15 protein-coding genes and 1 pseudogene are annotated in these 18,779 nt (G+C 59.7%); 4 read left to right on the top strand and 12 right to left on the bottom strand.

Annotation, left to right across the window (positions count from 1 at the left end; translation table 11 throughout):
* Positions 1 to 136: 136 nt before the first annotated feature.
* From urtE to urtA, 5 genes and pseudogenes are all read right to left on the bottom strand, one after another.
* On the bottom strand, positions 137 to 832 hold the full coding sequence (urtE, locus tag ATY79_RS29860) for an urea ABC transporter ATP-binding subunit UrtE (RefSeq protein ID WP_088705759.1): 696 nt from the start codon (positions 830 to 832) through the stop codon (positions 137 to 139).
* A gap of 1 nt (position 833) precedes the next feature.
* Complete coding sequence (urtD, locus tag ATY79_RS29855; RefSeq protein WP_088695052.1) at positions 834 to 1,589, bottom strand: urea ABC transporter ATP-binding protein UrtD; 756 nt, start codon at positions 1,587 to 1,589, stop codon at positions 834 to 836.
* 78 nt (positions 1,590 to 1,667) lie between these two features.
* A pseudogene (urtC, locus tag ATY79_RS29850) lies at positions 1,668 to 2,759 on the bottom strand (urea ABC transporter permease subunit UrtC); the annotation flags it as partial.
* Positions 2,756 to 4,375 (bottom strand): urea ABC transporter permease subunit UrtB, encoded by a 1,620-nt coding sequence (gene urtB, locus ATY79_RS29845; RefSeq protein WP_088695195.1) that lies wholly within the window; start codon positions 4,373 to 4,375, stop codon positions 2,756 to 2,758. The pseudogene urtC and the gene urtB, both read right to left, overlap by 4 nt.
* A 188-nt stretch (positions 4,376 to 4,563) precedes the next feature.
* On the bottom strand, positions 4,564 to 5,856 hold the full coding sequence (gene urtA, locus ATY79_RS29840; RefSeq protein WP_088695054.1) for an urea ABC transporter substrate-binding protein: 1,293 nt from the start codon (positions 5,854 to 5,856) through the stop codon (positions 4,564 to 4,566).
* A 218-nt stretch (positions 5,857 to 6,074) separates the two neighbouring features.
* Here urtA and ATY79_RS29835 point away from each other — a divergent pair, with 218 nt between their 5' ends.
* Positions 6,075 to 9,461 carry an ATP-binding protein gene (locus ATY79_RS29835; RefSeq protein ID WP_088695055.1) on the top strand — a complete coding sequence of 1,129 codons (3,387 nt, stop codon included), beginning with the start codon at positions 6,075 to 6,077 and terminating at the stop codon, positions 9,459 to 9,461.
* Positions 9,454 to 10,365 carry a response regulator transcription factor gene (locus tag ATY79_RS29830; protein ID WP_088705757.1) on the top strand — a complete coding sequence of 304 codons (912 nt, stop codon included), beginning with the start codon at positions 9,454 to 9,456 and terminating at the stop codon, positions 10,363 to 10,365. Before ATY79_RS29835 ends, ATY79_RS29830 begins: the two co-directional genes overlap by 8 nt.
* A 30-nt stretch (positions 10,366 to 10,395) precedes the next feature.
* Here the strand turns inward: ATY79_RS29830 and ATY79_RS29825 are convergent, their stop codons facing one another.
* From ATY79_RS29825 to ATY79_RS29795, 7 genes are all read right to left on the bottom strand, one after another.
* Complete coding sequence (locus ATY79_RS29825) at positions 10,396 to 11,367, bottom strand: D-glycerate dehydrogenase (RefSeq protein ID WP_189638099.1); 972 nt, start codon at positions 11,365 to 11,367, stop codon at positions 10,396 to 10,398.
* Between the two features lie 125 nt (positions 11,368 to 11,492).
* The gene (locus ATY79_RS29820) at positions 11,493 to 12,617 is read right to left on the bottom strand and encodes a branched-chain amino acid ABC transporter substrate-binding protein (protein WP_088695057.1); all 1,125 of its coding nucleotides are present in this window, start codon (positions 12,615 to 12,617) and stop codon (positions 11,493 to 11,495) included.
* A 119-nt stretch (positions 12,618 to 12,736) separates the two neighbouring features.
* Positions 12,737 to 13,090, bottom strand: coding sequence for a DUF6867 family protein (locus ATY79_RS29815; RefSeq protein ID WP_088695058.1), 354 nt, complete (start codon positions 13,088 to 13,090; stop codon positions 12,737 to 12,739).
* 24 nt (positions 13,091 to 13,114) lie between these two features.
* A complete protein-coding gene (locus tag ATY79_RS29810) occupies positions 13,115 to 13,843 on the bottom strand; it encodes an ABC transporter ATP-binding protein (RefSeq protein WP_088695059.1) in 729 nt (242 codons plus the stop codon).
* Entirely contained in the window at positions 13,843 to 14,697 is an 855-nt protein-coding gene (locus ATY79_RS29805) for an ABC transporter ATP-binding protein (protein WP_007533640.1), read from the bottom strand. The genes ATY79_RS29810 and ATY79_RS29805 overlap by 1 nt, the downstream gene beginning before the upstream one ends.
* A gap of 20 nt (positions 14,698 to 14,717) precedes the next feature.
* Positions 14,718 to 16,112, bottom strand: coding sequence for a high-affinity branched-chain amino acid ABC transporter permease LivM (gene livM / locus ATY79_RS29800; RefSeq protein WP_088695061.1), 1,395 nt, complete (start codon positions 16,110 to 16,112; stop codon positions 14,718 to 14,720).
* Positions 16,113 to 16,116: 4 nt separating this feature from the next.
* A complete protein-coding gene (locus ATY79_RS29795) occupies positions 16,117 to 17,019 on the bottom strand; it encodes a branched-chain amino acid ABC transporter permease LivH (RefSeq protein ID WP_088695062.1) in 903 nt (300 codons plus the stop codon).
* 422 nt (positions 17,020 to 17,441) lie between these two features.
* On the opposite strand from ATY79_RS29795, the gene cysQ reads away from it, so the two are divergent.
* Together cysQ and ATY79_RS31825 are read left to right on the top strand one after the other, a co-directional pair.
* Positions 17,442 to 18,236 (top strand): 3'(2'),5'-bisphosphate nucleotidase CysQ, encoded by a 795-nt coding sequence (gene cysQ, locus ATY79_RS29790; protein WP_088695063.1) that lies wholly within the window; start codon positions 17,442 to 17,444, stop codon positions 18,234 to 18,236.
* A 129-nt stretch (positions 18,237 to 18,365) separates the two neighbouring features.
* Positions 18,366 to 18,692, top strand: coding sequence for a DUF2793 domain-containing protein (locus ATY79_RS31825; protein ID WP_245312476.1), 327 nt, complete (start codon positions 18,366 to 18,368; stop codon positions 18,690 to 18,692).
* Positions 18,693 to 18,779: the final 87 nt, after the last annotated feature.

Raw genomic sequence — 18,779 nt, 5'->3', positions numbered from 1 at the left:
ATTGAAGTCACTAACCTGCAGAAATCAAGCAATTCCCGTGCCGTGCCGAGACGCTCTCCACGATCGGACCGGCGGCAGCGAGATCCCTCAGAGACTGCCGAGGAAAACAGCATCTGCCCAACAGATAACCATGGGATCAGACAGTCAGATGACGACGTGCTTCCGGCGTATCGAGCGTTTCCGCAAGACCCTCGTGAACGATCTCGCCGCGATCCATGATGTAGACATAGTCGGCAAGTTCGCGGCAGAAATCGAGATATTGCTCGACCAGCAGGATCGCCATGCCGGTACTGTCACGCAGATAGCGGATCGCCCGGCCGATATCCTTGATGATCGACGGCTGGATGCCTTCAGTCGGCTCGTCGAGCACCAGGATCTTCGGCCGCGTCACCATCGCCCGGCCAATCGCCAGCTGCTGTTGCTGCCCGCCGGACAAATCCCCGCCGCGCCGCCCCAGCATCGACTGCAGCACCGGAAACAGGCTGTAAATATCATCCGGAATGGAGCGGTCACGACGTCCGAGCGGGGCAAATCCGGTCTCGAGGTTTTCCTTGACCGTCAGCAAGGGAAAGATCTCACGGCCCTGCGGCACGTAGCCAATGCCCTGCTTGGCCCGCGCAAACGGTGGTAGTCCGTTGAGCTTCACGTCATTGAAGCTGACGCTGCCGGCAGACAAGGGATGCTGGCCGGTAACGGCGCGGAGAAGAGAACTCTTGCCCACGCCGTTACGCCCCAGCACGCAAGTGATCTTGCCCATTTCAGCCTTGATGGAGACGCCGCGCAGCGCCTGTGCCGCACCGTAATGAAGATTTGCATTCTCGACTGTCAGCATCTCACCGCCCCAGATAATTCTCGATCACCTTCGGATCGGAGCTCACGAAATCGATCGATCCCTCGGCCAACACCGAGCCTTCGGCGAGGCAAGTCACCTTGACGCCAAGGTCGCGGATGAAGCCCATGTCATGCTCGACGACGACAACCGAGCGGGTCTTGGCGATCTCTTTGAGGAGGATCGCGGTTTCGGCTGTTTCGGCGTCGGTCATGCCGGCGACCGGCTCGTCGACCAGAAGCAGCTTCGGCTCCTGCGCCAGAAGCATGCCGATTTCCAGCCATTGTTTCTGGCCGTGCGAGAGATTGGCCGCAAGTTCGTCGCGCCGATGCGTCAGCCGGACCGTCTCAAGGATCTCATCGATACGCGCCTTATCTTCGCTGGCGAGCCGATAGAACAGCGTCGCAAAGACCCCACGCTTGCGGTTCAGCGCCAGTTCCAGATTGTCCCAGACGGTGTGGCTTTCGAAGACCGTCGGCTTCTGGAACTTGCGGCCGATCCCGAGTTGGGCGATGTCGGCCTCGTCTCTCTTCGTCAGGTCGACGTCGCCGCTGAAGAAGACCTCGCCCTCGTCCGGTCGCGTCTTGCCAGTGATGATATCCATCATCGTCGTCTTGCCGGCACCGTTCGGGCCGATGATGGCGCGCAGCTCACCGGGCTCGATGACGATCGACAGCGAATTCAGCGCCTTGAAGCCGTCGAAGGAAACCGAGACGTTATTGAGATAGAGAACGCTATTTGGTTTGACGTCAGGGATCATGATCGCTCACTCCGCCGGCTGAATTTTTGCGTCGACGCCCTCTTCCTGAAGCGCGGGCGGCGTGGCCTCGGTCTTCGGCTTGCGGCTGCTTAGATACTGGCCAATCGTGCCGACGATACCCTTCGGCAGGAACAGCGTGACGAGCACGAAGAGACCGCCAAGCGCGAACAGCCAGAACTCGGGGAAGAGACCGGTAAAGATCGTCTTGCCGCCGTTGACGAGAATGGCGCCGATGATCGGACCGATCAGCGTCGAGCGACCGCCGACGGCCGTCCAGATGACGACTTCGATCGAGTTGGCCGGCGCAAATTCGCCGGGGTTGATGATCCCGACTTGCGGCACGTACAGCGCACCGGCAATGCCCGCCATCATCGCCGAAACGACGAAGGTGAAGAGCTTGAAGTGTTCCACGCGGTAGCCGAGGAAGCGCGTGCGGCTTTCCGCATCGCGCACGCCGACCAGCACCTTGCCGAATTTCGAGCGGACGATGGCCGAGGCGATCATGAGAGACAGCGCCAGGAAGATGGCGGTCGCGGCAAAGAGCGCGGCGCGCGTTCCGTCCGCCTGGACGTTGAAACCGAGGATCTCCTTGAAATCGGTCATCCCGTTGTTGCCGCCGAAACCCATGTCGTTTCGGAAGAAGGCGAGCAGCAGTGCATAGGTCATGGCCTGGGTGATGATCGACAGGTAGACGCCGTTGACGCGCGAGCGGAAGGCGAACCAGCCAAAGACGAAGGCCAAGAGCCCTGGCACCAGCAGAACCATCAGCGCCGCGAACCAGAACTTGTCGAAGCCGTACCAGAACCAGGGCAGTTCCTTCCAGTTCAGGAAGACCATGAAGTCGGGCAGGATGGGGTCACCATAGACGCCGCGAGAGCCGATCTGGCGCATGAGGTACATGCCCATCGCATAGCCGCCGAGCGCGAAGAAAGCGCCGTGACCAAGCGACAGGATGCCGCAGAAGCCCCAGACGAGATCGAGCGCCAGTGCCAGCAGCGCATAGGTGAGGTACTTGCCGAACAGCGCCATGATGTAGGTAGGGATGTGCAGCGGATTGGTCGGCGCGGTCAACAGATTGAGCACCGGCACCAAGACCGCGACCGCAAACAGAATGACGATTGCAGCAATGATCTTGCGATCGAGAGACCGGAGAAGGAAGGCGGTAATCATGCTTCCACCGCCCTTCCTTTGAGTGCGAAGAGCCCACGCGGACGCTTCTGGATGAAGAGAATGATGAGCACGAGCACCAGGATCTTGCCGAGAACGGCGCCGGCGAAGGGTTCGAGGAACTTGTTGAGGACCCCGAGCGACAAGGCACCAACCAGCGTGCCCCAGAGATTGCCAACGCCGCCGAAGACCACGACCATGAAGCTGTCGATGATGTAGCTCTGGCCGAGGTTCGGCGAGACGTTGTCGATCTGCGAGAGCGCGACGCCCGCGATACCGGCAATGCCGGAGCCGAGCGCGAAGGTGAAGGCATCGACCCAGCCGGTGCGGATGCCCATCGAGGACGCCATGCGGCGGTTCTGCGTGACGGCGCGCATCTGCAGGCCGAAGGCCGAGCGCTTCAGGAGTACGAGCAACGCAAAGAACACGACCATCGAGAAGACGATGATCCAGAGGCGGTTCCAGGTGATCGAGAGACCGCCTAGTTCGAATGCACCGGACATCCAGCTCGGATTGCGGACCTCGCGGTTCGTCGGTCCGAAGATCGTGCGGACCGCCTGCTGCAGGATCAGCGACACACCCCAGGTGGCAAGCAGGGTTTCAAGTGGACGACCATAGAGATAGCGGATGACGACGCGCTCGATGACAAGGCCGACAAAGCCGGTAAAGAGGAAGGCCGCCGGCACGGAGAACGCTAGCGAGTAGTTTCCGAGTTCCGGAAAGGCGGAGCTGATGTACTCCTGCACAACGTACGTCGTGTAGGCGCCGATCATCACCATTTCGCCATGCGCCATGTTGATGACGCCCATGACGCCGAAGGTGATGGCAAGGCCGATCGCTGCCAGCAGCAGCACAGATCCGAGCGACAACCCGTACCAGACATTCTGCCCGATATCCCAGAGCGCCAGGCTGCGGTTGATCGCGTTGATATGTGCCTGGATGGCGCCCTTGAGCTCGTCTGGAGCGGTCGTGATCGCGGAATTCAGGATGGTCAGCGCATCGCGCCCACCGCGCGCCGCAACTGTATCGATGGCGGCCTTCTTCTCTTCAGCGCTGACGTCGCTCTTCAGCACCATGACAGCGCGCGCCGCTTCCATCGCATTCTTAACCTCTGCATCCTTCTCTTCGGCGAGCGCAGAGGTAAGGAGATCAAGATTTGCCGGATCGGCGTCCTTGAGTAGTCCTTGGGCCGCCGCAAGCCGGGCGCCGCGATCCGGGCTCAATAGGGTTAGCTGGCTGGTGACGGTGGCAATTACCGTGCGTAGCGAATTGTTGATCTTGACCTTGGACATATAGTCAGGATCGACGTCCGAGACGACATCGCCGGAAATCGGGTCGGCGTAGGTCGGCTCATCTTCAGTGCCGCCCTGCACCAGCACGGGGCCGCCGGTCTCGGAACTCACATAAAGCTGGCCGTCGCTCAAAAGCTGCAGGATCTCGCCGACACGCGGGTCCTTGGAGGCGACCAGTGCCTTGATCGCGGCTTCGCGCTCAGGGAAATCGCCGACACCAAGCGCATCGATCAGAGGGTGGATATCTTCCTGCGCTTTCAAGGCGGTCGCAAAGGCCGGCATTGCCAGGCAGAGCGTGAGGAGCAGGATTTTGATGGCGCGATACATCGGCTTTCTTGCCTCGGTCATCATTGGCCTTCCGGCGCAATCGGGGAAATCTGCCTTCTCCAGGTGCGATTCGTACGATCGCTTGGCACGACATGGGAAGGCTGCACTTCTGTGAGATGGACCTTCCGCCCGGACAGGAGAGACCGGGCGGAAGTCTTCAGGCGTCAGAGTGACGGGGTGGAACGCACTCAGGAGCCCTTGCCGCCGCATTTGCCCGAGGCAACATTGAAGTTGCCGCAGTTCATCGGCTTGCGCCAATCGGAGATCAGGTCTTTTGAGTCAGGCAGATAGTCGGACCATTCGTCGCCAACGACTGCCGGGGTCTGCTGAACGATTTCGAACTGGCCGTTCGCCTGGATTTCACCGATCAGCACCGGCTTGGTGATGTGGTGGTTCGGCATGACGGTCGCATAGCCGCCCGAAAGATTCGGAACCGTGGTGCCGATGATCGTATCGAGAACCTTATCCGTGTCGGTCGTGCCGGCGGCCTGAACCGCCTTAACCCAGGCATTGAAGCCGATATAGGCGGCTTCCATCGGGTCGTTGGTCACGCGCTTGTCGTTCTTGGTGAAATCGTGCCACTGCTTGATGAACTTTTTGTTCGCAGGGCCTTCGACCGACTCGAAGTAGTTCCAGGCAGCGAGGTGGCCGACGAGCGGCTTGGTGTCGAGACCGGCAAGCTCTTCTTCGCCGACCGAGAAGGCAACAACCGGGATGTCGGTTGCCTTGATGCCCTGGTTGCCGAGTTCCTTGTAGAACGGAACGTTCGCGTCGCCGTTGATGGTCGAGACGACGGCGGTCTTCTTCCCGGCCGCGCCGAATTCCTTGATCTTTTTGACTTCCGTCTGCCAGTCGGAGAAGCCGAACGGCGTGTAGTTGATGACGATGTCTTCCTTCGGAATGCCCTTGGACTCGAGATAGGCTTCCAGGATCTTGTTCGTCGTACGCGGGTAGACGTAGTCGGTGCCTTCGAGAACGAAGCGCTTAACGCCTTCCTTCTCCATCAGGTAGTCGACTGCCGGGATAGCCTGCTGGTTCGGAGCAGCACCCGTGTAGAAGATGTTGCGCGAGGACTCTTCGCCTTCATACTGAACCGGGTAGAACAGAATGGAGTTGAGTTCTTCGAAAACCGGCAGCACCGACTTGCGCGACGAGGACGTCCAGCAACCGAAGACGGCCGCGACCTTGTCCTTTTCGATCAGCTCGCGTGCCTTTTCGGCAAACAGCGGCCAGTCGGAAGCCGGGTCGACGACGACCGCTTCGAGCTTCTTGCCGAGGAGACCGCCCTTCTTGTTCTGCTCGTCGATGAGCATCAGCATGGCGTCTTTCAGCGTCGTTTCGGAAATTGCCATCGTGCCGGACAGCGAATGCAGAACGCCGACCTTGATGGTGTCGTCAGCCGCAACGGCTCCATGGAACGCGGCCGTGGCCGACATGATGGCGCCGAGTGCGGCGCCCGTGATATAGGACTTGAGATTCATCTGGTTGATCCCCTCTTCTTGTTCGACAACAGGCCGAAACCGGCAGTTAACTGTTGCTTAAGGGACTATCCGGTGCTGCAGCGCGAAAGCGTATACGCAATATGACGTAGTGGACGGGGCGAAATGTGCAGTTTTGCGCTGCGCCGCACTCTTAAGCCTCGTGTCGTTCCGTGTTACGAACGCATGACAAGGGGAACAAAAGGGGCTGGCACCAAGGCATGGCAGCGCGGCAACGCATCATTCCGGTCCGGCGCGAATACAATCGCTGGGTGGCGAACCAGACGCTGGAAGACTACGCGCTGCGCTTTACCGCAAAGAGCGCCCGGCAGTTCTCGTCGCAACGCATCTCGCAAACCGCGATCGGCGCCATTTCCTTCCTCGCGCTCGAAGCGATCGGCGGCGCGATCACGCTCTCCTACGGCACAACCAACGCCTTTTTCGCCATTGTCGTCGCCAGCATCGCCATGCTTGCCATCGGCCTGCCGATCAGCCGCTATGCGATCCGCCACGGCGTCGATATCGATCTGCTGACGCGAGGCGCGAGCTTCGGCTATATCGGCTCGACGGTCACGTCCCTGATCTATGCCAGCTTCACCTTCATGCTGTTTGCGATCGAGGCCTCGATCATGTCCGGCGCTCTGGAGCTGACGCTCGGTATCCCTCTGTGGATCGGCTACATCATCAGCGCCGTCATGGTCATTCCGCTGGTCACGCACGGCGTCCGGCTGATCAGCCGGTTTCAATTGCTGACCCAGCCTTTCTGGATCGTCCTCAACGTCCTGCCCTTCCTCTTCATCGCCGTCATGGATTGGGAGAAGTTCGATCTCTGGCGGGCTTTTGCCGGTATCCGCCATGCGTCCGGCCCGCCCGGTACCGTCGCCCCCTTCGATCTCGTCGAGTTCGGCGCCGCCTCCGCCGTCATTCTGGCGCTGATGTCGCAGATCGGCGAACAGGCCGACTTCCTGCGCTTTCTGCCGCCGGAGAAGCAACGCAACTGGCGCCACCGCCTCGCCGTCTTCCTCGCCGGCCCCGGTTGGGTGATCATCGGCGCGCCGAAGCTGCTCGCCGGCTCCTTCCTCGTCGTGCTCACCTTCGCGTCGGGCGTGCCGGTCGATCGTGCCGCCGATCCGGCCCAGATGTACCTGACAGCCTTCGGCTACATGATCCCCTGGCACAACGCCGCGCTGTTGCTGATGGCTGCCTTCGTGGTGGTCTCGCAGCTGAAGATCAACGTGATGAATGCCTATGCCGGCTCGCTCGCCTGGTCGAACTTCTTCTCCCGCCTCACCCACAGCCATCCCGGCCGCGTCATCTGGCTCGTCTTCAATGTGGCAATCGCGCTTCTGCTGATGGAGCTCGGCATCTACAAGCTGCTGGAAGAAACACTCGGCATCTTCTCGATCATCGCCATGGCCTGGCTCTGCACGATCTCGGCCGATCTCTTCATCAACAAGCCGCTCGGGCTCGCCCCTCCCGGCATCGAGTTCAAGCGCGCCCACCTCTACGACATCAACCCGGTCGGCCTCGGCGCCATGACGCTGTCGGCCGGCATTGCGCTCATCGCGCATTTCGGCGTTTTCGGTTCCATCGCCGCCTCGCTCGCGCCCTACATCACACTCGTCGTCGCACTGATCGCGTCGCCGCTCATCGCCTGGGGCACGAAGGGCAAATTCTACCTCGCGCGCAAGCCGCGCCACAGCTGGAAGAACCTGACAAACATCACCTGCTCTGTCTGCGAGCATCCCTTCGAACCGGAGGACATGGCCTGGTGCCCGGCCTATGCGGCGCCGATCTGCTCCCTCTGCTGTTCGCTCGACAGCCGCTGTCACGACATGTGCAAGCCGAAGGCGCGCTTCAACGCACAGGTCGGTGCGGTCGCCAAGGCAGTCCTACCGGACACGGTCGTTGAGAAGCTGACCACCCGCCTCGGCCGCTACGGCATCGCCGTTGTGCTGGCACTGACGGCCGTCGGCACGATCCTTGCCATGATCGCCCATCAGGTCTCCGCAGCCTCGCCGGAAACCGCCGAGGTGGTGAACCGCACCATCTTGATCGTCTTCTTCGTCTTCGCCGTCATCGGCGGCGTCGTTTGCTGGTTTTACGTGCTCGCGCATGACAGCCGGGTCGTTGCCGAGGAAGAGTCCTCGCGCCAGAATACGCTGCTGCTGAAGGAAATCGCCGCCCACAAGAAGACCGACGCGGCACTCCAGACCGCCAAGGAAACCGCCGAAGCCGCCAACCGCGCCAAGAGCCGCTATGTCGTCGGCCTCAGTCACGAATTGCGCACGCCGCTGAATGCCGTGCTCGGCTACGCGCAGATTCTCGAGCGCGACGAAACCATTCCCACTCCGCGGCAGTCGTCGATCAAGGTCATCCGCCGTAGCGCCGAGCATCTCTCCGGCCTCATCGATGGTCTCCTCGATATCTCCAAGATCGAAGCCGGGCGCCTCCAAGTCTATTCCAACGAGATCAACATTCAGGACTTCCTGGATCAGATCGTCGACATGTTCCGTCCGCAGGCCCAGGCTAAAGGATTGACCTTCCATCACGACCGTTCACCCGCCCTGCCCCAGTTCGTACGCACCGACGAAAAGCGGCTGCGCCAGATTCTCGTCAACCTGCTCTCCAATGCCATAAAGTTCACCGACGAAGGCAGCGTCACCTTCGACGTCGGGTACCGCAGTCAGGTCGCGACCTTCGCCGTTACCGACACCGGGCGTGGCATTGCCGAGAAGGACTTGAGCCGCATCTACGAGCCTTTCCAGCGTGGCGAGGCCGAGAGCATTCGCCCAATGCCGGGCCTTGGCCTCGGCCTGACGATCACGCAGCTGCTGACTAACACCCTCGGGGGCGAAATCTCGGTAAGCAGCGAGAAGGATCGCGGAACAGTCTTCCGCGTTCGCCTCATGCTTTCCGCTGTGCTTCGCGAAATGACGGTTCCGCCGCAGGAAAAGAAGATCGTCAGCTACGACGGTCCGCGACGCACGATCGTCGTCGTGGACGACAATGAGGACCATCGCGAAATGATGCGCGAGGTGCTTGCTCCTCTCGACTTCGTCGTTCTGACCGCGGCAAGCGGGGCAGACTGCCTGACCTTGATTGAAGGCATCCAGCCCGATCTGTTTCTCGTCGATATCTCGATGCCGGGCATGAATGGCTGGCAACTCGTCTCGCGCCTGCGCGCAAGTGGCCAGACCGCTCCGATCGTTATGCTGTCCGCCAATATCGGCGACGCCGCCGCTCACCGCGATAGCGACGACAGCCACAGCGATGCCATCGGCAAGCCGGTCGACATCAAGCAGCTGCGCGACAAGCTTGCGCTGCATCTGGGCTTGAAGTGGATCTATGCGGAGGCGATCCAGCCTGCCCCCACGAAACACGATCGGCCGATGGTCAGCCCGGGACCCGCTCACATCCAGGAATTGTTGCGGCTCGCCGAGATCGGCTACATCAGAGGCATCGAGGCAAAGCTCGCCGACCTTGCCAAGGTGGAAGCAAATCAGCCATTTACAGAGGAACTTCGTTCCTATGCGGCCTCATTCGATCTGAACGGCCTCATGAATTTCCTGCACCGCTTCCATGAGAAGGTAGAGACCCTTGGCTGAGCTCCCGCGCGATATCGTTCTGTTGGTGGATGACTCGCCCGAGGCGTTGGGGTTCCTGACCGATGCTCTGGAGCAGTCCGGTTTCTCCGTACTGATAGCGACATCGGGCTCCGCCGCGCTGAACATCGTGGAACGGATTACCCCCGACATCATTCTGCTGGATGCGATCATGCCATCTATGGATGGCTTCGAGACCTGTAGGAAACTCAAATCCAATCCGGCGATCAGCCAGATACCAGTCATCTTCATGACCGGTCTGACGGAGACCGAACATGTCGTTCGCGCTCTTGAATCCGGAGGCGTCGACTACCTGACGAAGCCGATCAATATCGATGAACTGCGAGCGCGGATCGGTGTCCACTTGCGCAACGCACGCTCGACACAAAGCGCGCGCGTTGCGCTGGACGCCGCCGGTCGGCATTTGCTTGCCGTCAAGGGCGACGGCGACATTCACTGGTCAACGCCGCAGGCAACACGTCTCGTCAACGCTGCAATGGACAGAGACGACGCTATGGACACGGTGGTCAGCAAGATTGCCGAATGGATGAAGACCCGCCCGGCTTCAGCCCGCGACGGCGCGATCTCGCTTTCGCATGCCGGCAAGGACGTGCTTCAACTTGCCTTTCTGGGCGCGATCGGTGCTGACGAGTATCTGTTTCGCCTGACAGCAAATAACGCACGCGCCGACGACGAGGTGCTGCGCCGGCATTTCTCGCTGACGCAGAGAGAGTCCGAAGTGCTGTTATGGATTGCGAAAGGCAAGGCCAACCGCGATATCGGCGAGATTCTCGGCCTGTCGGCGCGCACGGTGAACAAGCATCTCGAACAGATCTATGTGAAGCTCGGCGTCGAAAACCGCGCCTCCGCGGCGGTCAAAGCCGCTCATGTCCTGCATGAGACGTGATCCGACCATCCGGCGGATCAAACCGACAGCTCAAACAACGCGATCAGGTGGCGATTTGCCCTCGAAGAAGGCGGTAACATTGTCCACCACCCTCATCCCCATGGCCGTGCGGGTTTCCTCCGTCGCGCTGCCGAGATGAGGTAGCAGAACGACATTCTCCATGGCCCTCAATGCGTCTGGTACGTGCGGCTCGGCCGCATACACGTCAAGCCCGGCACCGCGGATGACGCCGCCCTTCAGGGCCGAAATCAAAGCGACCTCGTCGACAACATCGCCGCGTGCCGTATTGATCAGGAAAGCACCGGGCTTCATTGCCGCAAGCCGCTCTGCATTCATCAGGTGCCGGTTTTCCGCGCCGCCTGGGCAATGCAGGGACACGAAATCGGATTGCGCCAATACGTCCTCGACGGTTGGCAATTGACAGGCGCCATAGCGCGCGGCTTCCGCGCGATCGACGGGAGACCTGTTGTAGAAAATCACGTCCATGCCGAAGCCGAAATGACAACGCTGCGCGAACGCCTTGCCGATGCGCCCAAAGCCGATGATGCCCACCGTTTTGCCGGTGACCTTCGTCCCAATCATATGCGTCGGGCACCACCCGTCCCACTCGCCGGAGCGGACCTGACGCTCTCCCTCGCCGCCCCGCCGGGCAACCGTCAGCAGCAGCAGCATGGCGATGTCAGCCGTGCAATCGGTCAGCACGCCGGGGGTATTTGTCACCACGATCCCGCGATCCCTGGCGGCATTAGTGTCGATATGATTGTAACCGACGCCGAAATTGCCGAGTATGCGTGTGCGCGGTGTCACCGCATCAAAAACAGCTGCGGGCAACTTGTCCGAGACCGTCGGCAGAATTGCATCGTACTCTCCGATCGTCCGGGCCAGCGCCTCCACACTCATCGCCTGATCGTCCAGATTCAATGTTGCATCGAACCGTTCCGAAAGAATGCGTTCGACGGCTGACGGCCAGCGGCGTGTGACGAGAATGCGTGGCTTGGACATGGTCACCTGTTCAGGATGCTGTGATTGGCCTTCTAGCCAGTAGCGCAAAAAGACCGACGGGCCAAACGGAAGAAGCCCGGTCTTGCGACCGGGCTTCCAAAATCCGCACAAGCGGGAATGAACCCTTACTTGGCTTCCTGCGGGAAGTAGCTGTACTTGCCGTCCGGACCCTTCTTCCACTCGTACATGATGTAGCCGGGAAGCTTCGGGTCGCCCTTTTCGTCGAACGACATGTCGCCGAGAACGGTCGGGAACGGGCCCTTTGCCTTCAGTGCAGCGGCAACGGCTTCTGCATCCGTCGAACCAGCAGCCTTCGCACCGCCAGCGATCGACTGGAGTGCAGCGTAGGAGTAGAGCGTATACGCTTCCGGGTTGAAGCCGGCGGCCTTGAACTTCGCAACGAGGTCCTTGTTGGCCGGGTTAAGCGTCGGATCGGGACCGAAGGTGTTCAGCGTGCCGGCAACTGCATCGCCAGCGATCGATGCCAGTTCGTTCGAAACGATACCATCACCGGAAACCAGCGTAGCCTTGAGGCCCTGGTCTGCAGCCTGACGGATGATCAGACCAGCTTCGGTGTGGAGACCACCCCAATAGATGATCGACACGCCGGCTTCCTTCATCTTGGCGATGAGGGCCGAGAAGTCCTTGTCACCAACGTTGATGCCTTCGTAGAGGGCTTCGGTAACGCCAGCAGCGTTCAGAGACTTCTTGGTTTCGTCAGCGAGACCCTGGCCGTAAGGCGTCTTGTCGTGAACGACAGCGATCTTGGCGTCCTTGAAGTGGTCAGCAAGATACTTGCCGGCGATTGCACCCTGCTGGTCGTCACGACCGCAGGTACGGAACGTGTTCCAGAGACCGCGCTCGGTGAACTTCGGGTTCGTAGCGGCCGGGGTGATTTCGAGCATGCCGTTTTCAGCGTAGACTTCGGAAGCCGGGATCGAAACGCCCGAGTTGAAGTGGCCGATAACGAACTTGACGCCGTCAGCAGCGAATTTGTTCGCAACCGAGATGCCCTGCTTCGGGTCGGAAACGTCGTCGCCGAGTACGATCTTGACCTGCTCGCCGTTGATGCCGCCAGCAGCGTTGATGTCAGCGGCCGCCTGCTCTGCGCCCTTCTGGAGCTGAGCGCCGAACGCGGCGTTCGGGCCGGTCAGCGGACCAGCAACGCCAACGATAATGTCGGCCCATGCGTTGCCACTGAAGGCGACCATCGCCGTCAGAGCTACAGCCGACAGGAGAGACTTTTTCATTCTATTACTCCCAATTTTTTAGCGGGTTCTGTTCCACTACCCAGCGCATTACCCACTTTACTGCGCCAGGAAACTTGTTCCACTCGAAGGGGCAATCTGTCCCTAGATTCAACCGGCTGTCAATGTTTTGCCTTCCAGGAGAAGGGGGACGTCTTTTGGTATAGCCAGTAGTAGTTATTGACCATCTGATTGGTCCGGCGATAGCGATAGCCAGCCGTCGAGAAGATCAAAAGAAGGACGAAGTCGATCACATAGTAAAAGAGGCTGAGGACCGGACCATCGAACAGTGCGTGATGCAGGAATTGCATCGCGCCGGCGAGCAGAACCGTATAGGCGATCACCAGAGGATAGCCGCTCCAGCTCTCGGCCGCGGCTCTGCCGGCCCGCCACGCCGTCCAGAACCCGATCAGCACGACAAAAAGCCGAATGGCGCTGCGCACACCCGTATCGCCTTCAAAGAAAAGTCCCTGCATATCAAAGTCTCCTCTTCGTCATGCTCAATGACGCCCGCCTTCAAGATAGGCGGCACGAACTTCCGGATTAGCCAGCAGCTCCGTACCGGAACCGCTCATAGTGACCTTGCCGTTGACCATGACATAGGCGCGGTCCGACAAACGCAGTGCTGCAAAAGCGTTCTGCTCCACGAGGAAGACGGTCAGCCCCTCTTCCTTGTTCAACTTCTTGATCGCCTCGAAAATGCCCTTGACGATCAGCGGAGCAAGACCAAGCGATGGCTCGTCGAGGAGCAGCAGCTTCGGACGCGCCATCAGCGCACGACCGATCGAAAGCATCTGCTGCTCGCCGCCCGAGAGCGTGCCGCCGCGCTGGCCCTGCCGCTCCTTAAGGCGCGGAAACATCGCAAAGACTTTCTCGACGTCCTCTTTGAAGTATTTCAGATTGTCGAGGCCGGCACCCATCTGGAGGTTTTCCATGACGGTCATGCGCGGGAAAATGCGCCGCCCCTCCGGCGACTGGGCGATGCGCAGCCGTGCAATCTCGTGCGTGGGCAAACGCGTGATGTTTTGCCCATCGAAGATTACCGAGCCGACGCGTGCCTGCGGGCTTCCGCAAATCGTCATCATCAGCGTCGACTTGCCGGCGCCGTTGGCACCGATCAGGCTGACGATCTCGCCCCGATGGACCTCGACGTCGATTCCGGCCAGGGCCCGGATGTTGCCGTAATAGGTTTCAACGCCCTGAACGTTTAGAAGTGGCTGACCAGTCATTAGTGCGAGCCTCCTTCGAGGTTCTCTACGGCTGCAATCACTTCTTCCACTTCCTCGTCCTCGACACCGAGATAGGCCGCGATAACCCGCGGATCGTGCTTCACTTCTTCAGGCGTGCCGTCGGAAATCTTCTGGCCGTATTCCAGCACGACGACATGGTCGGAAATTTCCATGACCACCGACATGTCGTGCTCAATCAGAAGGATCGACGTGCCGCTGTCCGTACGGATGCTGCGCAGCAGCGCGTTCAGCGCAGCCGACTCGCGGGGATTGAGGCCAGCGGCGGGCTCGTCGAGGCACAGAAGCTCCGGTTCGGTACACATGGCGCGCGCGATCTCGAGCCGGCGCTGAGCGCCGTAAGGCAGATCACCAGCCGGGTCATCGGCGCGATCGATGAGATCAGCCTTCTGAAGCCAGTGGCGCGCCAGTTCGATGGCGTTCTTCGCCTCGGTCCGATACGGCCCGATGCCCACGAGACCCATCACGGTGAATCCGGACGCCTTCATCAGCTTGTTGTGCTGGGCGACGAGTAGATTTTCGAGAACCGTCAGGCCGGAAAACAGCCGAATGTTCTGGAACGTGCGGGCGACCTTAGCTTCTTTGGTGATTCGGAAGTCCGGAAGGCGTTCCAGCAAGAACTCCTTGCCGCCCTTCTGCTTCAGCGTGATCATCCCCATCGTTGGCTTGTAAAAGCCGGTGATACAATTGAAGACCGTCGTCTTGCCGGCGCCGTTCGGGCCGATGAGTGCGGTAATGTCGCCGCGCTTAGCTTCAAATGAGAAGTCGTTAATCGCCATCAGGCCGCCGAACTTCATCGACAGGTGCTCGACCTTGAGCAGAGTATCGCTGGTCATATTGATTTCCTGAGAGCTCATCAACCGTGGCCCTCCTTGGTGAAGCTTCCGGATACGGCCTTGCGCTCCTTGAGGAAGGCTGTCGGTTCACGCGATCCCACGAAACCGCGCGGCTTGATCAGCATCACGACGACCATCGCCAGACCGAACAGCAGCATGCGATAGAGCTCAGGTGTGAAGTCCGGTCCGAAAATCGCTTTCAGGAAATCCATCTCACGCAGCAGTTCCGTGCCGCCGACCATGACGATTGCGGCAATCGCAATACCCGTCAGCGAACCCATGCCGCCGAGAACGACGATGGCGAGGATGACAGCCGATTCCAGGAAGACAAACGATTCTGGAGAAACGAAGCCTTGGCGGGCAGCAAAGAAGGAGCCCGCGAAGCCGCCAAACATGGCGCCTGTTGCAAAGGCCGTGAGCTTCGTCGTCGTCGTGTTGATGCCAAGGGAGCGGCAGGCGATTTCATCCTCGCGCAGGGCTTCCCATGCGCGGCCAATCGGCATCCGGCGCAGGCGGATCGTCACATAGGCGGTCAGCATGCAAAGGGCCAGGATCAGGTAGAACAGAAAGATCTTGTAGTAGGCCGAGGACATCGGCAGATGGAAGAGCTTCGCAAAGCCGCCGGCGCTCGCATCGAAGGGAATGCCGAAAAGCGTTGCCTTTGGAATACCCGAGATGCCGAACGTGCCCTTGGTGAGATCCGTCCAGTTGATAATCACGAGACGAATGATTTCACCGAAGGCCAGCGTTACGATCGCGAGGTAGTCACCACGCAGGCGCAGGACAGGGAAGCCCAGAATGACACCCCACAGCGCTGCCAAAATACCGGACAGAGGCAGCAGCACCCAGAACGACAGTCCGAAATAGCTGGATAGAAGCGCGTAAGAATACGCTCCGATTGCGTAGAACGCGACGTAACCGAGATCGAGTAGGCCGGCGAGACCGACAACGATGTTCAGCCCCCAGGCCAGCATCACGTAGATCAGGATCTGGATACCAAAGTTATCCACCCACTTCAGCGAACCCTGCGGGCCAGCAACAGCGTAGATGAACGGGGGATAGAGCAGCAGCGCCACGAGCGCGATCTTCAGAAAATGCGTGTGAAAAAAGCCCTTCTCGGTCGAGATGTCCAGCTCGCCACTGCGTGCCTTTTTCAGCTTGCGGGCATCCAGATGCGGCTTCACAAAAACGACCATCAGGAAGCGGCCGACGGCAGCAATCGCGACGAAGATGGCCAGCAGGCCCCAGCGCTGGATGATAATGAGCTCGTTGCTGATGTTCTGATCGGTCTTCAGACCGACATACAGCACGAACATGCCGAACGCGATCAGGGCTGCGAACAGGGCTTCTTTAATACCCGTCTGGACAAGTCCGGCTTTGGCGGGCTTGTCAGCGGAACGTACAACATTTTCCATGACGTTAAACCTTCTCGACTTCCGGCCGGCCCAGGATACCCGTCGGCTTGAAGATCAGCACGAAAGCGAGGATGGCGAATGTCGCCACATCCTTGTACGCGATGGTGAAGTAAGCCGACCACAGCGACTCGATCAGGCCAATCATCAACCCGCCCAGAACAGCGCCCGGAAGCGAACCGATGCCGCCGAGAACGGCCGCGGTGAACGCCTTCACACCCGGTACGAAGCCATCGTTGAAGTTCACGACACCATAATACATCAGATACATCGTGCCTGCGACCGCAGCGAGCGCCGCACCCATGATGAAGGTGATGGAAATCGTCTGATCGACATTGACGCCCAAAAGAGCCGCCATCTTGCGGTCCTGCTCGGTTGCGCGCTGGGCACGGCCGAGAGACGTGTGATTGACAAGATACCAGAACACCGTCAGCAGCACGACCGTAATGAGGATAATGACGATCTGCTTCAGCGAAATGGAAATGCCGGCAATGTTGTAGACGGTGCTGACCAGCGGCGGAATCGGCTTGTTGCGCGGACCCTGCGTGACCTGAATGAAGTTCGACAGCGTGATCGACATGCCAATCGCGGTGATCAGCGGCGCGAGACGGAAGGATCCGCGCAGCGGACGATAAGCAACACGCTCAATCGTCCAGTTCCACAAACTCGTCATCAGCATCGCAATGAGCAGCATGACCAGGAGCAGAACTGCAACCGGAAGGCCCGCGAACATGGAAGTGAGGACGAGAAAGACAATAAGGCCGGCAAAACCGCCAAGCATGAAGATATCGCCATGGGCGAAGTTGATCATGCCGATAATGCCGTAAACCATCGTATAGCCAATAGCCACAAGGCCATAGATGGATCCAAGAGTCAGCCCATTAACGAGCTGCTGGACAAAATATTCCATATGTCATTTCCCCTGGATGCAGACCGCTTCAGCCAGCATCTCTTGTTATTAGAGCCTTTGATGAGCCCTTGTTTTAGGATTTCATACCGCTTTCAAACCAAAAGGGAAGTGCAAAATCGCAAAGCTCCAAAGTTCTTTGCCGTTTTAGTGAAAATGACTTTTTTACGGTCAGGAATTCGCTTTTTTTGGCACGCAGAGCTCAAGAAAGCGCTTTTTGACTGTAAACGGCACAGATGCCGGAGGCCAGTCGCTGCCAGCGTAGCTGGAATTCTCTTCATGGAAGCATCGCTTCGCATTTTTGAAACGCGACCAAATGCACACGGCGAACTTACGCGGGATACGATTCCCATCGCCGGAAGAATTGCCTATATAGAGCAAAGCGCTTTACACAGGCGCGACATGTGACATCCGGAAGGCGAGCAATGCTCGAAACATTTGAGCGCGCCGCTCTCGAAGCGGGCAAGGAAATCATGCAGGTGTACCTTGAGGGATGCCCGTCGGCCAGGAAGGCTGACAACAGCCCGGTCACCATCGCCGACGAGCGGGCCGAGCGCATTATCATCGCACAGCTTGAAGCAGCCTTCCCCAACACGCCGATTATCGCGGAAGAATCGGTGGCGGCTGGCAACACCCCTGTGATCGGCAGGTCGTTCTTCCTTGTGGACCCGCTGGACGGCACTCGGGAATTCATCGACAAGCGGCCCGAATTCACCGTGAATATCGCCTTCATCAGCGACGGACGCCCTCTTGCCGGGATCGTCTACGCCCCTGCCCTTGGCGTCGCCTTTGCCGGCGAGAACGACAGGGCCGAGAAGCTCTTGGTCGATGAGCATTTTCAGGTGAGCCGGCGGACAGCTATCCAGGTGCGCTCGCAACCGTCCGACCGGACGGCGTTGGCAAGCAGATCCCACAATAGCCCCGAGACGGACGTCTTTCTTGCGGCAAACGCCATCTCGCGATGCACCAACATCGGTTCTTCCCTGAAATTCTGCATGCTGGCCGAAGGGCTGGCTGACGTCTATCCGCGCTTCACGCGCACGATGGAGTGGGATACGGCTGCCGGCGACGCCGTGTTGCGCGCCGCGGGTGGCTCGACGGTCACGCTGGACGGATTGCCGCTGACCTACGGCAAGACCTCACAGGCGCATGACAGCGACTTCGCCAACCCGAGCTTCATTTCCTGGGGCAGCACCAAATCCGCGCTGCAGCGGGCGTAACCCCGTCGAAAAACCAAGCAAAATCAGCAGGACGCGCGCCTCGCGGTCCACGCCCCGTTCACGGCATCTAGGATTCTCGGTGAATGAAACCACGCCGGACAGCACCGGCGATTCCGGGAGCGGCAAGCCGTGTCTGACCAGACGAACAATCTCGCCCTGCCCTACATCCTACCGTCCCAGGCACAAAAGCACGTGACCCACAACGAGGCGCTGCAACGTCTCGATGCCATTGTCCAACTCTCGATCGCGGGCGAGCCCTCCCTTCCACCGTCCGACGCTTCCGAGGGGCAATGCTATCTCGTTGCCGAAGGAGCCGGTGGCGCATGGTCCGGAAAGGACGCGCCAGGACGGCGCCTGAATCTACATCGAGCCGAAGACGGGCTGGCGAGCCTTTTTCATGACGCAAGGCCAACTCCGTGCCCTCAGCAACGACGCGTGGCGGGCGATATCGCTTGATGACGACGGTTCCGTTCCTGTGATCGGCGTCAACGCATCGCCCGATGCCGTCAACCGCGTGTTCGGACGCAAGTCTCTTCACTCATT

Source organism: Rhizobium sp. R693, from assembly GCF_002211315.1.
Classification (GTDB): domain Bacteria; phylum Pseudomonadota; class Alphaproteobacteria; order Rhizobiales; family Rhizobiaceae; genus Rhizobium.
Note: the sequence above shows the minus strand (reverse complement) of the source record. Positions and strands in the feature narration are given on the sequence as shown.

Bases quoted from the DNA above. Each gene is read 5' to 3' on its own strand.
- urtD (WP_088695052.1), bottom strand. From the start codon at position 1,589: ATGATCCCTGACGTCAAACCAAATAGCGTTCTCTATCTCAATAACGTC.
- urtE (WP_088705759.1), bottom strand. From the start codon at position 832: ATGCTGACAGTCGAGAATGCAAATCTTCATTACGGTGCGGCACAGGCG.
- ATY79_RS29835 (WP_088695055.1), top strand. From the start codon at position 6,075: ATGGCAGCGCGGCAACGCATCATTCCGGTCCGGCGCGAATACAATCGC.
- cysQ (WP_088695063.1), top strand. From the start codon at position 17,442: ATGCTCGAAACATTTGAGCGCGCCGCTCTCGAAGCGGGCAAGGAAATC.
- ATY79_RS29815 (WP_088695058.1), bottom strand. From the start codon at position 13,090: ATGCAGGGACTTTTCTTTGAAGGCGATACGGGTGTGCGCAGCGCCATT.
- ATY79_RS29805 (WP_007533640.1), bottom strand. From the start codon at position 14,697: ATGACCAGCGATACTCTGCTCAAGGTCGAGCACCTGTCGATGAAGTTC.
- urtA (WP_088695054.1), bottom strand. From the start codon at position 5,856: ATGAATCTCAAGTCCTATATCACGGGCGCCGCACTCGGCGCCATCATG.
- ATY79_RS29810 (WP_088695059.1), bottom strand. From the start codon at position 13,843: ATGACTGGTCAGCCACTTCTAAACGTTCAGGGCGTTGAAACCTATTAC.
- ATY79_RS29825 (WP_189638099.1), bottom strand. From the start codon at position 11,367: ATGTCCAAGCCACGCATTCTCGTCACACGCCGCTGGCCGTCAGCCGTC.
- urtB (WP_088695195.1), bottom strand. From the start codon at position 4,375: ATGTATCGCGCCATCAAAATCCTGCTCCTCACGCTCTGCCTGGCAATG.
- ATY79_RS29795 (WP_088695062.1), bottom strand. From the start codon at position 17,019: ATGGAATATTTTGTCCAGCAGCTCGTTAATGGGCTGACTCTTGGATCC.
- ATY79_RS29820 (WP_088695057.1), bottom strand. From the start codon at position 12,617: ATGAAAAAGTCTCTCCTGTCGGCTGTAGCTCTGACGGCGATGGTCGCC.
- livM (WP_088695061.1), bottom strand. From the start codon at position 16,112: ATGGAAAATGTTGTACGTTCCGCTGACAAGCCCGCCAAAGCCGGACTT.